General features: G+C 73.7%; 18 protein-coding genes. 6 read left to right on the top strand and 12 right to left on the bottom strand.

The genetic code is table 11. The features are described 5' to 3' along the window. Window positions 1-35: 35 nt before the first annotated feature. From ACNJ93_RS32200 to ACNJ93_RS32215, 4 genes are all read right to left on the bottom strand, one after another. Window positions 36-1,925, bottom strand: a complete 1,890-nt coding sequence (locus ACNJ93_RS32200; protein ID WP_418960999.1) for a glycosyltransferase — start codon at window positions 1,923-1,925, stop codon at window positions 36-38. A gap of 112 nt (window positions 1,926-2,037) precedes the next feature. Next, on the bottom strand, window positions 2,038-3,138 hold the full coding sequence (locus tag ACNJ93_RS32205) for a UDP-glucuronic acid decarboxylase family protein (RefSeq protein ID WP_418961000.1): 1,101 nt from the start codon (window positions 3,136-3,138) through the stop codon (window positions 2,038-2,040). Window positions 3,139-3,460: 322 nt separating this feature from the next. Then, the gene (locus ACNJ93_RS32210; protein ID WP_418961001.1) at window positions 3,461-3,727 is read right to left on the bottom strand and encodes a hypothetical protein; all 267 of its coding nucleotides are present in this window, start codon (window positions 3,725-3,727) and stop codon (window positions 3,461-3,463) included. A gap of 79 nt (window positions 3,728-3,806) precedes the next feature. Beyond that, window positions 3,807-4,535 (bottom strand): class I SAM-dependent methyltransferase, encoded by a 729-nt coding sequence (locus ACNJ93_RS32215; RefSeq protein WP_418961002.1) that lies wholly within the window; start codon window positions 4,533-4,535, stop codon window positions 3,807-3,809. Between the two features lie 297 nt (window positions 4,536-4,832). On the opposite strand from ACNJ93_RS32215, the gene ACNJ93_RS32220 reads away from it, so the two are divergent. Together ACNJ93_RS32220 and ACNJ93_RS32225 are read left to right on the top strand one after the other, a co-directional pair. Next, on the top strand, window positions 4,833-5,861 hold the full coding sequence (locus ACNJ93_RS32220) for a GlxA family transcriptional regulator (RefSeq protein WP_418961003.1): 1,029 nt from the start codon (window positions 4,833-4,835) through the stop codon (window positions 5,859-5,861). A gap of 140 nt (window positions 5,862-6,001) precedes the next feature. Further along, on the top strand, window positions 6,002-6,625 hold the full coding sequence (locus ACNJ93_RS32225) for an isochorismatase family protein (RefSeq protein ID WP_418961004.1): 624 nt from the start codon (window positions 6,002-6,004) through the stop codon (window positions 6,623-6,625). 43 nt (window positions 6,626-6,668) lie between these two features. Here the strand turns inward: ACNJ93_RS32225 and ACNJ93_RS32230 are convergent, their stop codons facing one another. From ACNJ93_RS32230 to ACNJ93_RS32260, 7 genes are all read right to left on the bottom strand, one after another. Continuing rightward, on the bottom strand, window positions 6,669-7,118 hold the full coding sequence (locus ACNJ93_RS32230) for an SRPBCC family protein (protein ID WP_418961005.1): 450 nt from the start codon (window positions 7,116-7,118) through the stop codon (window positions 6,669-6,671). 95 nt (window positions 7,119-7,213) lie between these two features. Next, a complete protein-coding gene (locus ACNJ93_RS32235; RefSeq protein WP_418961006.1) occupies window positions 7,214-8,329 on the bottom strand; it encodes a sulfite oxidase in 1,116 nt (371 codons plus the stop codon). A 93-nt stretch (window positions 8,330-8,422) separates the two neighbouring features. Then, a complete protein-coding gene (locus ACNJ93_RS32240; protein ID WP_418961007.1) occupies window positions 8,423-8,899 on the bottom strand; it encodes a (2Fe-2S)-binding protein in 477 nt (158 codons plus the stop codon). Between the two features lie 10 nt (window positions 8,900-8,909). Next, window positions 8,910-11,216, bottom strand: coding sequence for a molybdopterin cofactor-binding domain-containing protein (locus ACNJ93_RS32245; protein ID WP_418961008.1), 2,307 nt, complete (start codon window positions 11,214-11,216; stop codon window positions 8,910-8,912). Between the two features lie 141 nt (window positions 11,217-11,357). Further along, on the bottom strand, window positions 11,358-12,491 hold the full coding sequence (locus ACNJ93_RS32250) for a YncE family protein (RefSeq protein WP_418961009.1): 1,134 nt from the start codon (window positions 12,489-12,491) through the stop codon (window positions 11,358-11,360). Between the two features lie 136 nt (window positions 12,492-12,627). Then, complete coding sequence (locus tag ACNJ93_RS32255; RefSeq protein ID WP_418961010.1) at window positions 12,628-13,629, bottom strand: ArsR/SmtB family transcription factor; 1,002 nt, start codon at window positions 13,627-13,629, stop codon at window positions 12,628-12,630. Window positions 13,630-13,684: 55 nt separating this feature from the next. Next, entirely contained in the window at window positions 13,685-14,284 is a 600-nt protein-coding gene (locus tag ACNJ93_RS32260; RefSeq protein WP_418961011.1) for a TetR family transcriptional regulator, read from the bottom strand. A 115-nt stretch (window positions 14,285-14,399) separates the two neighbouring features. Here ACNJ93_RS32260 and ACNJ93_RS32265 point away from each other — a divergent pair, with 115 nt between their 5' ends. From ACNJ93_RS32265 to ACNJ93_RS32280, 4 genes are read left to right on the top strand one after another with little or no spacing between them, the layout of a single operon-like run. Continuing rightward, a complete protein-coding gene (locus tag ACNJ93_RS32265; protein ID WP_418961012.1) occupies window positions 14,400-15,581 on the top strand; it encodes an alkane 1-monooxygenase in 1,182 nt (393 codons plus the stop codon). Continuing rightward, on the top strand, window positions 15,578-15,748 hold the full coding sequence (locus ACNJ93_RS32270) for a rubredoxin (RefSeq protein WP_418961013.1): 171 nt from the start codon (window positions 15,578-15,580) through the stop codon (window positions 15,746-15,748). Before ACNJ93_RS32265 ends, ACNJ93_RS32270 begins: the two co-directional genes overlap by 4 nt. Next, window positions 15,745-15,930, top strand: coding sequence for a rubredoxin (locus ACNJ93_RS32275; RefSeq protein ID WP_418961014.1), 186 nt, complete (start codon window positions 15,745-15,747; stop codon window positions 15,928-15,930). Before ACNJ93_RS32270 ends, ACNJ93_RS32275 begins: the two co-directional genes overlap by 4 nt. Beyond that, window positions 15,923-16,108 carry a hypothetical protein gene (locus ACNJ93_RS32280; RefSeq protein ID WP_418961015.1) on the top strand — a complete coding sequence of 62 codons (186 nt, stop codon included), beginning with the start codon at window positions 15,923-15,925 and terminating at the stop codon, window positions 16,106-16,108. Before ACNJ93_RS32275 ends, ACNJ93_RS32280 begins: the two co-directional genes overlap by 8 nt. On the opposite strand, the gene ACNJ93_RS32285 is transcribed toward ACNJ93_RS32280, so the two are convergent. Further along, window positions 16,098-16,652 (bottom strand): hypothetical protein, encoded by a 555-nt coding sequence (locus tag ACNJ93_RS32285; RefSeq protein WP_418961016.1) that lies wholly within the window; start codon window positions 16,650-16,652, stop codon window positions 16,098-16,100. The genes ACNJ93_RS32280 and ACNJ93_RS32285 overlap by 11 nt on opposite strands. Between the last annotated feature and the right edge of the window lie 3 nt (window positions 16,653-16,655).

The raw sequence follows: 16,655 nt of genomic DNA on the forward strand, positions 1-16,655 counted from the left end.
GGGGGACCTCGTTTCTCGAACGGCCGCGAGGGCCGTCACCAGGCGTAGAAGCCGGCGAAGTAGGTGGGGAAGACGCCGATGGCGAGCGCCACCGGAAGCAGCGTGAGCAGGCCCATCGACAGCGGCAGGGCCGCGGTCCGCACCGCGCGGCGGCGGGGCACGCCGGCCGCCCGTGCGGTCTCCCCGATGTGCAGGGCGCCGATCGCCAGCGTCACCGTGGTGTACGTCAGGGCGCCGAGGATGGAGAGGAACACGTAGCCGACGGCCGGTCCGGTGAACTCGCCGACGACGGCGGAGGAGGACAGGAAGGTGGTGATGAGCAGGTACGGGGAGACGGCGCGCACCGGGAGCGGTTCGAGCCCGCCCGTCCGCTTGGGCGTCACCTTGAAGGTGATCTGGCGAGGGCGGAGCCGGTGCAGCACCGCCGCCGTGATGCCCCAGACCGCGTACGGCCAGCGGGCCAGCGCGTAGAGCCAGCCCTCCCAGCTGACCAGCGGCGCGTTCTTCGGACGCAGCAGGCCGAGGCGGCGGCAGAGCAGCATCAGCAGCACCAGCCAGAAGGACATGGCCCAGAAGCGGACCAGGAACTCGGCGTAGTTGACATTGATCCAGGGCATGCCCGTCACGGCCGCGACCGGCGGCAGCGCCACGCCCATGACCGTGGTCAGCGCGAGCAGCGGGTAGTAGGAGAGCACGAAGCGGAACCGGCGCCGCAGCCTGCCGGGGAGCCGGCGCATGTGGTGCGGGACGAGGCCGAAGCCGAGCATCGCCAGGCTCCGGGACCACTGGAACTCCTGGGTGACCATCGCGGCGAAGGTCATCGGACCGTCGCCGTGCGCCTCCGCGTCGATGGCGAACGCGCCCTGCCAGCCGGCCGAGGTGAGCAGGAACGTGGTCGACATGTCCTCGGCGAGCTCGGGGCCGAGACCGCCGATCTCACGGAGCGCCGCCGTCCGCACGGCGTAGTGCGAGCCGATGCACAGCGGGGCCAGGCCGGCGGAGTAGCCGAGCTGGACGGGGCCGTGGAAGGCGCCCTCGCGGTGCAGCCGGCCGCGGGCGGCCCAGGACGCGCCGGCGTTGGCGTCGCAGATGCTGGGGGCGGCGACGTAGCCGATGGCCGGGTCCGAGAAGGGGCGGACGACCTCGGTCAGGTAGTGGGGGTGGGGCACGTGGTCGCAGTCGAGCTGGGCGACGACGTCGTAGTGCTCGTACCCCCAGTGGTCGTAGAAGTAGGCGAGGTTGCCCTCCTTGCACCGGGTGCGCCGCGGCCAGTCCGCGCGGTGGTAGTCCTCGCGGCCGCGCCGGCAGGAGAGGCCGACGCCGTACGTCCGGCACCAGGTGAGGATCTCCTCGCTCGGGTCCTCGTCGCAGAGCCACACGTCGTACGGGTGCGGGAAGTCCTGGTCGAGCATCGCCTCCAGCGTCTTGCGCGCCACGCTCCAGGGCTCCGAGGGAGCACGGGTGACGACGAAGGCGGTGCGCAGCGGCGGGACCTTCGCGGTGGGGTCGAAGCGTCGGAGCCGGAGCATCGACGTGAGGAACAGGATGGGGAGCACGGCCAGGTAGAGGAGCAGCGCGCTGTTGACGGCGAGTCCGACCCAGTTGACCCGGTGCTCCGGCTGCAGCCACCACACCCAGAACGTCACGGCGCTGGCCACCCAGCCGAGCGCGAGGACCATCACGAGAAGGCGGTCGCCGAGCCGGAGCGGCCGTACGAAGCTGCCCTTGCGGGGTGTGCGGGTGCGGCGGGGCCCCGCGAAGACGGGCCCGTCGGGGCCGATGGAGAGGACCGTGCCGTTCGAGAGGGCCGTGATCTCGTGCCCCAGCGCCCGCCACTCCTCCGGCGAGCCGGGGGCGGGGGCGAGGACCGGGAGGTCCTGGACGGTGCCGGTCCCGCCGAGGGGACCTTGCTCCAACGACGTCATGACAGCGGGTACTCCAGGCGGTGCGAGAGCGGGCCGTGGGGGGCCGTGCGGGGAGGACGGCGGGGACCGCCGGCGCCGGACGGGGCAGGGCCGTCCGGCGTCGGCGCGGGGTTCAGGCGCCCGTGGCGGACGGGCCGGGGGCGGCGGCGGACGCCACGCCGGAGGCGGCGGTGGCCGGGCCGGGGATCGTCTGGGCGGCGGGCGCGGAGGGCCCCGTCACCGCGGACAGCGGCACGGTCTCGTCCTGGCTGCCGCGGATCGCCGCCGCCGAGGCGCGGAGCCGCTCGGGGCGGCTCGCGAAGTACGCGACGGTGCGGCGCAGTCCCTCGGTGATGTCGAACTCCGGCTCCCAGCCGAGGACGTCGCGGGCGCGGGTGATCACCGGGCGGCGGCGGACCGGGTCGTCCACCGGCAGCGGGTGGTACTTCACCTCGGACGCGGAGCCGGTCATGCCGAGCACGAGTTCGGCGAGCTCGGCGACGGTGCGCTCGACCGGGTTGCCGAGGTTGAACGGGCCCAGCTCGGAGGAGTCGAGGAGCGCGAGGAGACCGCGGACGAGGTCGTCCACGTAGCAGAAGCTGCGGGTCTGCTTGCCGTCGCCGTAGATGGTGAGCGGCTCGCCGGTCAGCGCCTGGGTGATGAAGCTGGACACCACGCGGCCGTCGTGCGGCCGCATCCGGGGGCCGTAGGTGTTGAAGATGCGGGCGATGCCGACGTCGACGCCGTGCGTGCGGCGGTACGCGGCGGACACCGCTTCGGCGTATCGTTTCGCCTCGTCGTAGACGCTGCGCGGGCCGATGGAGTTGACGTTCCCCCAGTACGCCTCCTCCTGCGGGTGGACCAGCGGGTCCCCGTAGATCTCGCTCGTCGACGCGAGGATGAAGCGGGCGTCGTGGCGCAGGGCCAGCCGCAGGGCGTTCTCGGTGCCGCGGCTGCCGACCGCGAGGGTCTCCAGCGGCTGGCGCAGGTAGTCGGGCGGGGAGGCGGGGGAGGCCAGGTGCGCGACGGCGTCGACGCGGCCGGCGACCTCCACGGCCTCGCTGACGTCGGCATGCTGGAACTCGAAGGCCGGGTCGCAGAGGAGATGGGCGATGTTCTCGGGGTCGCCCGTAGAGAAGTTGTCCAGGCACACCACCGAGTCGCCGCGCCGCAAGAGCGCCTCGCACAGGTGGGACCCGAGGAAACCACCGCCACCGGTCACGGCAACGCGCATTTGTTTCTCCAGGAATGGGAACCGGAAGGGCCTCACGCCCCGCCGCGCGGCCGACCGGAAGGATCACCGGACCAACCGACAAGCGGAGCACTCTCTCGGAAAACGCAAGACGAGAGTATGGGCATAAGTAGGGATTTATGCGGAGGCAAATCGACGGCTGCGCCGTTCGGCGGTCCCCGGCCAGGACCGCTCACATGCCCGCTTCCCGGTTCCTCCGCGCCCGGCCTTCGAACGGCCCGGTCGACCGTCGTCACCCGTTCGTGTGGGGTGTGCTGGGCGCGCCCGCCCCGGCCGGCCCAGCGCACAAGGGGCGCGGACCGCGTCAGGCGCGGTGGGTCTCCTGGGCCCGGCGCCACGCGCGGCGGCGGCGCAGGGCGTTGCGGCCGCAGGTGCGCCATTCCGCGGGGGAGAGGCGCGGGCGGTGGGCGCCGTTCGTGATCAGGGCGTTGACCGACGTCATCGGGTCGGCCGCGGCGGCCTTGGCGAGCAGGACGCCCACCACCAGGGGCAGCACGGCCGCGGCGAGGGCGGTGCCGGCCACGGTGACGTGCTGGATGCGGGGGCGCGGCCGCCGGTCTGCGAAGGTCATGCCTTCATTCCAGCAACGGCCGCGCCCGGGCGGATGCGCTGAGGTACTCAGATCCGCCGCCCTCGGGTACTCAGTGCGCTCAGCGGCGGAACAGCGCCGTCCACAGGAACGGCTCGCCGAAGCGCGCAGAGTCGTCCGGTTCGTCCGTCATGCGCCGCAGCTCCACCTCCGTCAGCTCGCCGAAGATCCAGCGCAGTTCCTCCGCCGTGTACGCGAGACCGCCCTGCAGTCCCGCCTCCCGGTAGAACGCCGCGTCGGGCAGCTCCGAGCCCATCCCGCCCGCCGCGAAGCACGTCATCGACAGATGGCCGCCCGGAGCCAGCAGCCGGCCGAGCAGCGCGAGGTAACTGACCCGGCGGTGCGGCGGAAGATGGTGGAAGCAGCCCGAGTCGTGGATGAGGTCGTAGGGCCCCTCCAGCGCCGCGCCGGCCTCGCCGAACGCGTCCCCGCACACGAACCGCACCTCCGCCCCGGACTCCCGGGCCCGCTCCGCCGCCCACTCCAGTGCCGACGAGGACAGGTCGATCGCGTCCACCCGGAACCCGCGCGAGGCGAGGTACAGCGCGTTGCGGCCCGGGCCGCAGCCGAGGTCCAGCACCCGGCCGCCGGACGGGACGAGACCTCGTTCCACGTGCGCCGCCAGGCTCTCGTCCGGCTTCGCCACGAAGAACGGCACCGGCTTCGAGCGGTCGGCGTAGAAGCCGTCCCACCAGCCGGCGCCGTCCGCCGTCCAGCGGTCCGCCTCGGGGGCGAACAGCTCGTCCATCAGGCGCAGTACGTCCTCGACCGTGCGTATGTTCCGGTGCATCCGGGCTCCTTTCGCGACGTCCCCGACACTATGCCGAGACACGGAGAAAGCCCAGGTCAGAGCTGGTGCGGTGAGGGGGTGGGAGGGCGTCTGCGGGGTCCGCGCCCCTGCCTCGACCGGACCCCTCTCCCGCCGCCCGTACGGGCCTTACGGGGCCGTTCCAGCGCCCTCGCGGGGCCTTCACGGGCCGTGCCCGGGGCACCTGTTGGACTTTCTCCTGCGGGCCGCCCGGCGCATGTCCGGATGTGACAGAGAAGCGTCATTGCGGCCATCGCGCACGGCACGGAGGATGAGGGCATGCCCCTTCCGCACCGTGTCGTCATCGCGGTCTTCCCCGATGTCGACCTCCTCGACGTGACCGGCCCGGCCGAGGTCTTCGCGCTGGCCAACCGTCAGGCTGCGGGCCGCGCCGGCTACGAGGTCCGGCTCGCCGGGCCGACCGTCGGCGAGGTGCGGACCTCGGCGGGGGTGCGGCTGGTCACCGACCTGTCCTTCGAGGAGGTCGGCGGCCGGGTGGACACCCTCCTCGTGCCCGGCGCGGTCGACATGACCGACGCCGGTCCGGTCGCCCGCCTCGACGACACCGTCGTCGACTGGGTCCGGCGCACCGCCCCGCACGCCCGGCGCGTCGCGTCGGTCTGCGTCGGCGCGCACGTCCTGGCGGCCGCGGGGCTGCTCGACGGCAGGACGGCCACCACCCACTGGTCCACCGCGGCCCAACTGGCCGCCGATCACCCGGAGGTGACGGTCGACCCCGATCCGATCTTCGTCCGGACCGACCGGGGCCGGCTGTGGACCGGCGCCGGGATCAGCGCCTGCCTCGACCTCGCCCTCGCCCTGGTCGCCGAGGACCAGGGCGAGCAGGCCGCCCTGGCGGTGGCCCGCCAGCTCGTCATGTACCTCAAACGGCAGGGCGGGCAGAGCCAGTTCTCCGTCCCCCTCAGCAGGCCCGCCGCGACCCGGCGGGACATCGACGACCTGCGCCTGTGGATCGCCGACCACCTGGGCGAGGACCTGTCCGCGGCGGCCCTGGCCGCCCGGATGTGCCTGAGCGAGCGGCACTTCGCCCGGGTCTTCCGCCAGGAGACCGGCACCAGCCCCGCCGCCTACGTGGAGGCCGCCCGCGTCGAAGTGGCCCGGCGGCTCCTGGAGACGACCGACGCCCCGCTCGACGCGGTGGCCGCCGCCTCCGGGCTGGGCTCGCCGGAGACGCTGCACCGGGCGATCCGGCGGCAGCTCGCGACGACCCCCGCGGCCTACCGCCGTCGCTTCCGCACCACCGGGACGGGCCGACCCGCCACGGCTCCCACCGCCGGGACGGGCTGACCGGCTCCGGCTCCCCCGCCGGGACGGGCTGACCCGCCCCCGGCTCCCCACCGACCACGTTCCCCTCGGCATGCGGCGAGGCGGAGCACTTCGCCCTGCCCGCACGCCCCCGTCACACCGCCTCGACCGAAAGGTTCCCCATGTCCGTCACCACCCCGTCCGCGTCCCTCCGCGAGGTCTTCGGTCTCGACAACCGGTTGCCGCGGCTGGGCGAGTCGGTCCTCGTCCTGATCGACTTCCAGAACACCTACCGCACGGGCGTCATGGCCCTCCCCGGCGCCGAGGAGGCCCTCAAGGCGGGAGCCGCGCTGCTCGCCCGCGCCCGCGCCGCCGGCACGCCGGTCGTGCACGTCCTCAACGACGCCGGCGAGGGCAGCCCGTACGACATCCGCGCGCACATCGGCGCGATCAGCGACGAGGTCGCGCCGGCCGAGGGCGAGGCCGTCGTCGTCAAGGGCTTCCCGAACGCCTTCCACGACACCGACCTGGCGCGAACCCTCACCGGCCTCGGCGCCGCGCCGGGCAGCGGAAAGGACCTCGTCCTGGCCGGATTCATGACGCACATGTGCGTCGCCCACACCGCGCAGGGGGCCTTCCACCTCGGCTACCGGCCGACCGTCGTCGCCGACGCCACCGCCACCCGCTCCCTGGCCGGCCCGGACGGCGCCGTCCTGCCCGCCCAGGCCCTGCAGGCCGCCGCGCTGACCACCGTCACCGACCTGTTCGGCCTGGTCGTCCCGACGGCCGACGCGCTGCGGGACTGAGCGGCCGCGGCCGGGCACCGGCACGGGCCCGGCCGCACCCGCCTCACACCGTGCCGGACTCCAGCAGGTCCCTGAGGTGCTCCTCGTTGCGCGGCATCTCCTTGCGGACCTGCGGCTTGACCACCATCGGGACCAGCACCTTGCCGATGCCGTGCGACTCGAAGTCGACGGACAGGGTCACCCGGGACCTCCTGCCCTCCTCGAGCGGTGCGATGGTGCCCTGCACATCGCCGCGGACCGGACCGTCCACTCCGTGGAAGTGCCAACTGCGCGGCGGGTCGAACTCCGTGACCTCCATGGTCATCGGCATCTCGCGGCGGCCGAGACGCCGCTTCACCGAGATCCGGGAGCCGACGCCGAGCGGTCCGGCGGTCACCTTGCGGGCCGAGACGGCGCTCTCCTGCCATTCCGGCATGTGCGCCGGATCCATCATGTACGTGAAGACTTCCTCGGGGCTGCGAGAGATGTCGATGGTCTCTTCGATGCGGGACATGGCGCCCCCTTGGGTCGCTCCTACGGGAAAATGATCCCACGGCACGCCGTCCCCGACCACGCCGGAGGAACCCGCCGGCCGCACACCTTCCGTGGTCACGGGCTCACACACAGCACCGGGACGCGCTGCACCAGGTTGTTCGCGAACCCGCCCCGGTTCCACGGCTGTTCCAGCGGCTGCGTGCGCCCGTCGACGTCGGTCGCCCGCACCGCCAGCACGTACGAGCCCGGCGTGGCCGTCCACAGCACCCGCCAGCCCGCCCACGCCCACGGATGCCGGGCCTGCCGTCCCACGTCCGCGTCCGTCCACGTCCCGCCGCCGTCGGTGCTCACCTCGACCCGCTCGACCGGCGCCCACCCCGACCACGCCCGCCCCTCCAGGGCGACGAGTCCGGGCCGGACCACCCGGTGCCGCGACATGAAGTCCGGGAAGCCCGGCGGCGCCATCAGCGCGCGCGGCGCGATCCGGGTGACCGGCTCCCCGGGCTCGTCCGCCGACTGCCGGATCCGGTACGCCACGGACTGCTGGAACCCCGTGAACGGGGCGTCCACGACGGTCACCTCACGGAGCCACTTCACCTGCGCCATCCCGTACCAGCCGGGCACCACCAGCCGGATGGGGTACCCGTGCTGCGGAGGCAGCGGCTCCCCGTTCATCGCGTACGCGACCAGCACCTCGGGGAAGTCCCCGAGCGCCACGTCCAGCGGCAGGCTGCGCCGGTAGTCCTGCTCCACGCCCCGCTCGACGCCGTGGTCCGCGCCCGTGAACACGGCCTCCACCGCCCCCGGCTCCACCCCCGCCTCGTCGAGCAGGATCCGCAGCGGCACGCCCGTCCACTCGGCCGTCCCGACCGCCTCCACCAGCCACGGCTGACTGACCGGCCTCGGGCTGAGCAGCGCCCGCCCGTTGCCGGCGCACTCCATGGTCACCCGATGCGTGACCGCCGGGTACGAGCGCAGCGCCGCGATGTCCAGCGCGAGCGGCGTGCGCACCAGGCCGTCCACCGTCAGCTCCCAGCCGGTCGCGTCGACGGCGGGGATGTCGTAGTGGACCAGCACGTAGTGCAGCCCAGGCGGGGTCACGTCGTACCGCAGGCCCTCCAGCGGCAGCCCGTGGTTGCGGGCCGCCAGCGCCAGCTCCTGCGTGCTGATGCCCTCCCCGGGATCCGCGACCCGCCCCGGCCCGCTGACGCTCTGCAGAGAACCGTCCATGCCCTCATGGTGCGCCGCGCCCCGCCGCCGGGCACGTCGGGCGGGTCCTCCGGCACGACGGCTCTCATGCGCGGAACCTCTGACACGAGAGCTCTACATGCGCCGGGCGCCCGCCTTGATCGCCTCGCGGATCCGGTTGTACGTGCCGCACCGGCAGATGTTCCGGATCTGGTCCAGATCGGCGTCGGTGAGCTCACGGCCCTCCGCGGCGGCCTGCCGCACCTTGGCGACCGCGGTCATGATCTGCCCCGGCTGGCAGTAGCCGCACTGCGCGACGTCCAGCTCCAGCCACGCCTCCTGCATCGGGTGCAGGTCCTTCCCGACACTGGCGGCCAGGCCCTCGATGGTGGTGACCTCGTCGTCCTCCGAGAGCTTCGACACCGGGACCGAACAGGGGTTGAACGCCTTGCCGTTGATGTGCGAGGTGCAGGACTGGCAGACGCCGAGCCCGCAGCCGTACTTGGGACCGGTCACGCCGAGCAGGTCGCGCAGGACCCACAGCAGCCGGACGTCGTCCTCGGCCTCGACGGTGACGACCTCGCCGTTGAGCGTGAAGGTGTGGCGGGGCATGGGGGCTCCTTCAGTAGGCGTGGTCGAGACCGTCGGTGGGGGACTGCGGCGTGGACGGTTCGAGCGGCGGCGGCGTGAAGCTCAGCGTGCCGTGGTTGACCGGGAAGCGGGTCGGCATCGCGCCGGTGGCCCGGGCGTACGCGCAGGCGATCGCGGCGAACGCGGGCGCGACGCCCAGCTCGCCCGCGCCGCCGGGACTCTCCGAGGTCGCCGGCATGACGAGGACCTTCAGCTCCGGTGGGGTGTTCCACTGGCGCGTGTAGAAGTACTGGTCCCAGCTGCCCTCCAGCGGGATGCCGTCCTCGATGTGCAGGCTGGAGGTGAGCGCCAGGGCGAGGGCGTCGTTGAACCCGCCCATCATCTGCGCCTCCAGACCGCGCGGGTTGATCGGCAGACCCGCGTCGACGACGATCAGCGCACGCGTGACCCGCGGGCCGGTGACCGCGTTCGGGATCTTCCGGTTCACCGTCTCCGGACGGCAGTCGATCTCGACCAGCGCGGCCACCGCGCCCCGGTACTCGGCGTGCAGCCCGATGCCCTGCGCCACCCCGGCCGGCAGCGACCGGCCCCACTCGCCTGCCTCGGCCGCCTTGTCGAGCACGGCGCGCAGCCGCTCGTCCCGCAGGAACTCCCGCCGGAACGCCACCGGGTCCTTGTCCATCTGCCGCGCCAGCTCGTCCACCACCAGTTCGCGGGCGCACGCCACGTTCGGCGAGTAGATGTTTCGCATGCTGCCGGTGTTGAACTTCAGCGGCACCTCGTTCAGCACCTGCGTGGTGACGCCGAAGTGGTAGGGCGACGACTGCGTCAGCGCGAAGATCGTCTCGGCGAACGACAGATTGCCCGCCACCGGCAGCCGCGCCGCCGTCGACGTGATCATCTCGCCGAGCCCGTGGCCGAAGTCGGTCTCGGAACTGGTGTGCCGCTGCTCGAAGCTGAGCACGTTGCCCAGCGCGTACGTGGCCCGCACCCGCGAGATGCTCATCGGGTGGGCGCGCCCCTGGCGGAAGGTGTCGGTCCGCGACCAGGACAGCTTGACCGGCTTGCCCGTCTTCTGCGAGATCTCGGCCGCCTCCGCCGCCACGTCGTGGAAGAGGTGCCGGCCGAACGAGCCGCCGCCGTCGACCACATGCACCGTCACGGCCGACTGCGGCAGCCCGAGCTGCGCCGCGATCTCCCGCTGCGCGACGATCGGCACCTTCAGACTGGCCCAGATCTCCGCCCGGTCCTCCCGCACGTCCGCGATCGCGTTGTCCGGCTCCAGCGGCGTGTTGCTGGCGAACGCGAAGGTGAACTCGGCGTCCACCTTCTTCGTCAGCAGCGGCGGCACCGCCATCGGCAGCGCCGCCCGCTTCAGCTTGGCGTGCACGGTCGCGTCGGACTCGCCGTCCACCGTGCCCGGACCCCAGGTCACCTCAAGCGCCCGCAGCGCGTCGACGCACTGGCCGAAGGTGTCGCCGCGCACCGCCACGCCGTGCCGGACCGTGACGACGTCGGTGATGCCCGGTATCGCGCGCACCGCGTCGGCGTTGTGCACCGCCACCACCGTGCCGTTGATCGTCGGCGGGCGCCGCACCATCGCCGGCTTCGCGCCCGGCACCTGGAGGTCCATGCCGTACTTCTTGCGCCCCGTCACGATGTCCCGCGCGTCGACCCGGCTGCGCGGGGTGCCCACGATCCGGAACTCGGCGGGGTCCTTGAGCCGCGCCGTCAGCGCGGTCGTCGCCGTGCCGGCCGCCGCCTCGGCGAGCGAGCCGTACGGGGCGCTGCGCGCCCTCCCGTACGCCACGACCCCGTCACGCGTCGTCAGCCGGTCGGCCGGGACGCCCCACTGAGCCGCGGCCGTCTCCACCAGCCGCTGCCGGGCGACCGCCGCGGCGGTGCGGACCGGCAGGTACAGGCTGCGCATCGAGTTCGAGCCGCCGGTGAGCTGGTTCATCAGCAGTTCCGGCCGGGCGTCCGCCGAGGTGACCCGGACCCGCTCCAGCGGCAGGTCCAGCTCCTCGGCGATCAGCATCGCGACGGCCGTGGTCATGCCCTGGCCGACCTCGGCGCGCGGCACCTCGAACGACGCCGTGCCGTCCGTGTGGAGGCGCACCGTGACCAGGCCGGAGGTGGGGGCCGCGGCCAGGTTCTGCATGTCCCCCAGGTCGAAGAGGTTCTCCGGCTGCGGCAGCGTCGGGACGGCCGCCCGCGCGGACTGCGGGGCGACGGCGTCCGCCCCGAGCCGTACCCCGACGGCGAGGGTCGGCGCGGCCAGCAGGTACGCCAGCACCCTGCGCCGCCCGACCCCCTCGGGCCCTGCGGTGTCTGCCATGCGTGTCGCCCTCCGGGGAACCTGGATCGCCGTCGCGGTCGCGTGCTGCCCACAGACTGCCCTGCGGCAGGCAGGTGATCGGGTTCTTCACGGGACGTCCACATCACGGTCGTCACACCGTGGCCGACGCCCTCCGGGGCCTCACAACACGGCGATGCCCAGCGGGCGTTCGCCGGCCGCGAGGCGGCGGGTGTCCCCGCTGCCCAGGTCGATCACGGTGATGCCGTCCCAGTACCCGTCGCGCGTGAAACCGCCGGTGACGTACGCCGTGCGGCCGTCGGCGGAGACCGCGACGTCCTCGTGCGGTCCCTCCAGCGGGTGCACCCGCTCCGAGCCGTCGGGCCTGCGGACGGTCAGGGACGGGCCCTCGTCCTCGTCCAGGTCGATCGGGCCGGTGCCGACGACGAGCAGGGAGCCGTCGGGGGCGAGCGCCGCGCCGTGCTGGTGGGTGTTCGCGGTCATCCGCTCGACGTCCACCCGGCCGGACTCCGGATCGACGACGGCCAGCCGCTCGCCCTCGAAGGGCAGCAGCAGCCTGCCGTCGGAGGCCCGGACCGCGGCGTAGTGCGGCTTCAGCCAGGAGCCGAGCCCGCCCTCGGTGCCGTACGGGGCGACCTCGATCCGGCGGGTGTCCGAAGGGGAACGGGTCGGGACGACGGTGATGTCGAAGGAGTCGTGGTTCGTCGCGTACACCTCCGTGCCGTCGCGCGAGACGTCGACGTCGAAGGGGCGCCGGCCGACGGGGACGGACTCCGTGACCTCCAGCCGCTCGGTGTCGACGATCTCCAGGGCGCCGTTCCCGCCGGGCACGTTCACGCCCACGTAGGCCTGCCTGCCGTCGGGGGAGAGGGCGATGCCCATGCCGCCGCCGCGGTACTCGCCGGTGGTCGCGCGGCCGGTCTCCGTCTCGTACGGCACGAGGGCGAGGCGCTCGCGGGCCGCGGTGTCGACCACGGCCACGCCCTCGGCCGTGGCCACCCAGGCGCGGCCGTCCTCGCCGACCACCAGTCCGTACGGGGCGGTGCCGACGCGCACCGAGTCGAACCGGCCCCGGGCCGGGTCGACGAAGCTGACGGTGTCCGCGCCGAAGTCGGCGACGATCAGGGTGCCGGCGGGCGTCCGGCCGGTGACCGTCGGCGCGGGCGCGGGCGGGCCGGACTCCGCCGTGGAGGAGGACCGCTCGGCGGCCCCGCCGGACTGGGCGCAGCCGGCGAGCAGCAGGGCCGCCGCGACGGCGGGCAGGACCACGCGGGCGGTGCGTGCGGACGGGTTCATGGGCGCGTCTCCTTCCGAGCGGTGGCCGGGAGGGAGGTCGCCCGGTCCCGCTCTGCGGTCCATCCTGGGCGCGTGGCGGCCCGCGGACGGTCGGCAGGGCGGCCCCCGGCCCCGCCCCGTACGGGTGACGCCGGGGTCAGCCGATCGGACGACCCGGACGGGCGCCGCCGTGCGCCGTGCCGAGCAGGAGGCTGCCGAGCGCGGTGCGGTGGTGCAGCACCGCACGGCCGGCGCGGACCGTCGTGATCAGGCCGGCGGCGCGCAGGGCTGCGGTGTGCGCGGACGCCGTGGCGTTGCTGACCCGCAGCCGGCGGGCCACCTCGCCGGTGGTGTGTTCCCGCTCCAGCAGCCGGAGCACGTCGAGCCGGGTGCGGCCCAGGACGGCGGCCAGCGGCTCCTCCCCGTCGGAGCCGGCGTCGGACCCGGCGGCCGGCGGTGGATGGCCCGGCCCGGCGGGGTACGTGACGACCAAGGGCCCGCCCGGCGGCAGGCCGAGCAGGGGGCGGCCGGTCCAGTGGAACGTCGGCGCGAGGAGCAGCCCCCGGCCGCCGGGGCGGACGTCCCGGTCCGGCCCGTCGAACGCCCAGACGCCGTCGTGCAGGCTGCTGCCCGGGACGAGCGCGGTGAGGGCGGCGGCCACGCCCCGCTCGGCCACCGTCAGCGCGTGCCGGCTGAACTCGGCACGGTGCAGGTCCTGGACGAGCGGCCACACAGGCCGGAGCACGGCCTCGAACGCGGCGAGCCGGGCCCGCCGCAGCACCCGCCAGGCGTCGGCCTCGCCCCGGTGCAGTCCGCGCAGCCAGAGCGGGGGAGGCACGGCGTGCCCCTCGTACACCCGCGCCAACTCGGCCCGGACGACGGCCTGCGGGGTGCTCCGCGGCGCGTCGAGGGCGGCGTCCAGCGACTCCTCGAACCCGTCGAGGAACAGCGGCGCCCGCCCCGCGGGCACCAGATCCGCGAGCGCCTGGGAGGCCGGCGGCAGTGCCCGTTCCACGCGCCGGCGCCAACGCCCGTACAGCAGGGCGTCGTCCCGGCGCAGGAGCATCCCGAGCGCCGCGTTCAGCTCCTGGAGCGGCGCGGGGCGCGCGGCGAACCGCACGCGCCCGAAGTCCTCGGCGGTGCAGTGGATCCGGATCATCGCCGCCCTCGCGCGGAACGTCCCGTGGCGGCGCGCCGAGGCCGTCGCTCCGCCGTCACCGCCGCCGGCCGCCCGGGTGCGCGATCCGGTACGTGATCCGCGCGATGCGGCGTGCGGACTCCTCGGGGGAGGCGGCCGGCTGGACGATGTGGCTGACCGTGAGGCGCACGATCGTCTCCACGGCGAGCCCGCGCGACTCCTCGTCCACGTCCGGCCACGCCTCGATCGCGTACGCGTCGAGCATCGCCATCGCCGTGTCGAACACCGGCTCCGGACGCGTCGTCAGGTAGGCGAGCAGGTCGTCCTCGCCGCCGCGCGCGGCCAGCAGGATCGCCTTGATCAGCGGATTGTCCACGGCCTGCTGGAGGGTGTACTGCACGCCCGCCGCGGCCGCCGCCTCCAGGTCGCCCCGGTGGGCGTCCAACTCCCGCTGGATGCCCACGAGGAAGCCCTCCAGCTCGCGCTGGACGAGGGCCTTGCCGATCGCCTCCTTGGAGCCGAACTCGTTGTAGAGGGTCTGGCGGCTGATGCCGGCGGCGCGGGCGATCCCGGCCATCCGGAGCACGCTCCAGCCGTCCGCGGCGACGAGGTGATAGGCGGCGTCCAGTACCTGTTCGCGGAGCAGGGATCGAACACTTTCGCGAAAGCGTGTCATGGTGTCCCCACTTTATCCATCGGTGTCTGGCCAGAGCATTGACGCAACCTGTCGCCACTGTCTAACTACTGGACAGTACGGAAGTGAAGTGTCCACTCGATGGCGAGGAGCCGGCATGGCCGTGCACGACGAACCCCCCGTGGAACCCACCGTCACCCCCCTGAGCTGGCGCGACCCCAAGCGGTACCTCTGGCTGCTCGGCCTCGTCATCCCGGCGTTCCCCTTCATCGGCTGGGGGCTCGTCGAGGCCACCGGCAGCGGCCTCTTCTGGTGGACCGGCTTCGGCGTGCTCTACATCCTGTTCCCGGTGATCGACCAGATGATCGGCAAGGACTCCGTCAACCCGCCGGAGAGCGCCCTCGCCCAGCTGGAACAGGACCGCTACTACCGCTGGTGCATCTTCCTCTACCTGCCCCTCCAGTACGCCGGCCTGGTCCTCGGCTGCTGGCTGCTCGCCGACGGCGGACTCTCCCTCGCCGACAAGACCGGCCTCGCCGTCACCCTCGGCGGTGTCGGCGGCATCGCCATCAACACCGCCCACGAACTCGGCCACAAGAAGGAGTCCGCCGAGCGCTGGCTCTCCCGGATCGCCCTCGCCCAGAGCTTCTACGGCCATTTCTACATCGAGCACAACCGCGGCCACCACGTCCGCGTGGCCACCCCCGAGGACCCCGCCAGCGCCCGGCTCGGCGAGAGCTTCTGGCGCTTCCTGCCCCGTACCGTCGCCGGCAGCCTCACCTCCGCCTGGCACCTGGAGAAGACCCGGCTCGACCGCGTCGGCAAGTCCGTCTGGAGCCCGCACAACGACATCCTCACCGCCTGGGCCATGTCCGTCGTCCTCTTCGCCGGCCTCGCCCTCGCCTTCGGCCCCGGCGTCCTGCCCTACCTCGCCTTCCAGGCCGTCTTCGGCTTCTGCCTGCTCGAGGTCATCAACTACACCGAGCACTACGGCCTCAGGCGCGAGCGCACCGCGAGCGGCCGGTACGAGCGCTGCGCCCCGCGGCACAGCTGGAACAGCGACAACGTCGCCTCGAACGTGTTCCTCTACCACCTCCAGCGGCACAGCGACCACCACGCCAACCCCACCCGCCGCTACCAGTCGCTGCGCCACTTCGACGACGCGCCCGAGATGCCGACCGGCTACGCGGGCATGATCGTCCTCGCCTACTTCCCGCCGCTGTGGCGCCGCGTCATGGACCACCGCGTGGTCGCCCACTACGGCGGCGACGTCACCCGCGCCAACATCCAGCCCGCCCGGCGCGAGCGCATCCTCGCCCGGTACGGAGCCGCCGCATGAGCCGCTTCCGCTGCCCCGGCTGCGACTACGTCTACGACGAACGGAACGGCCACCCCCGCGAGGGCTTCCCCGCCGGCACGCCCTGGAGCGCCGTGCCCGACGACTGGTGCTGCCCCGACTGCGGCGTCCGCGAGAAGATCGACTTCGAGTCCGAGGAGAGCGAGTGAACCCGCCCCCCAAGAAGTGGCAGTGCCTGGTGTGCGGCTTTGTCTACGACGAGGCCGAGGGCTGGCCCGAGGAGGGCTTCCCGCCCGGGACCCGCTGGGAGGACATCCCCGACGACTGGTCCTGCCCCGACTGCGGGGCCGCCAAGGCCGACTTCGAGATGGCCGAGATCACCCATGCCTGAGCCGGACGCGTCCGAGGCGTACGCGTCCGAGCCGCGTGCGTCCGGGCACGGCGACCTCGCCGCCCTGGACTTCACCGCCGGAACCCGGCACCTGGGCCGGCCGACGGGGCGCGTGTGCGCGAACCGCCCGGCGGAGTTCCGCCGGCTGCGGCAGGAACGTGAGCGCGTCAGGCCGTGACGGGCCCGCCGTCCACGGCGAGCCGGGCGACGCAGTCGCTGCGGACCGCCTCCAGCGTCCGCGCCTGGCGGCGGGCGCGGCGGACGAGATGGTCGAGGTGATCGGGGTCGAGGCGCGGGTCGGTGCGGGCCAGCGTGCCGAGCGCCCGCCAGCACGCCGCCTTGCCCTCCACGCCCATGCGCATGGCCTCCAGTTCGACGACGTCGCTGAGCGGGGAGCGGCGCAGCACCCGGCCGTTCCGCTTCAGCCGTCCGGCGCGTTCGGCGAGCAGCCCGAGGGCGATGCGTCCGCGCGAGGGGCGCACGCCCAGCTGCGCCATGCACGCGCGCAGACTGCGCTGGTCCTCCCGGGTTTCCTGCGCGAGCCGGCGGAGCCGGGGCTCCTCGGGCGCGCCGCGGTGCGCGCGGGCGATGCGGCGCATCAGGGCGGTCCCGGCGGCGGCGCCGGTCAGGTGGTCGCGCAGATAGACGGCCCACAGGCCGGGGTCCGGGTGCTCTTTCCGCTCGCTGCGGTGGAGCGGCGCGTCCTTGGTGTCGCCGTGCATCGT

It is taken from the genome of Streptomyces tritici (assembly GCF_048500665.1).
GTDB lineage: Bacteria > Actinomycetota > Actinomycetes > Streptomycetales > Streptomycetaceae > Streptomyces > Streptomyces tritici.